Here is a 256-nt window from a genome sequence, read left to right on the forward strand (position 1 = left end):
TTATTATTGCCAAAAATTTGGTTGATATTCTCCATGGTATTACCGTCCTCTTCTTGTTCTGCCCAAAATTTTTGGGTGTTCTCATCATTTCTGTTGCCCATAATAAAATTCGACTCTCTTATCCCATTACCATCCCCATCTTGAGTGGCATCTAAATCTTGTCTGTTGCCATCATTATTATTTCCCTGAATTTTATTTACCTCCTCAATTACATTTGAATCATCTACTTGCTTTGACCAAAATACCTGGTTGTTCC

General features: G+C 35.9%; 1 protein-coding gene. It reads right to left on the reverse strand.

Annotated features, from left to right (window positions below):
* Nucleotides 1–256, reverse strand: a 256-nt coding sequence (locus E1171_RS22975) for a hypothetical protein (protein ID WP_187696073.1), incomplete at both ends; no start/stop codon positions are given.

The organism is Xanthovirga aplysinae (assembly GCF_009711365.1).
Classification (GTDB): domain Bacteria; phylum Bacteroidota; class Bacteroidia; order Cytophagales; family Cyclobacteriaceae; genus Xanthovirga; species Xanthovirga aplysinae.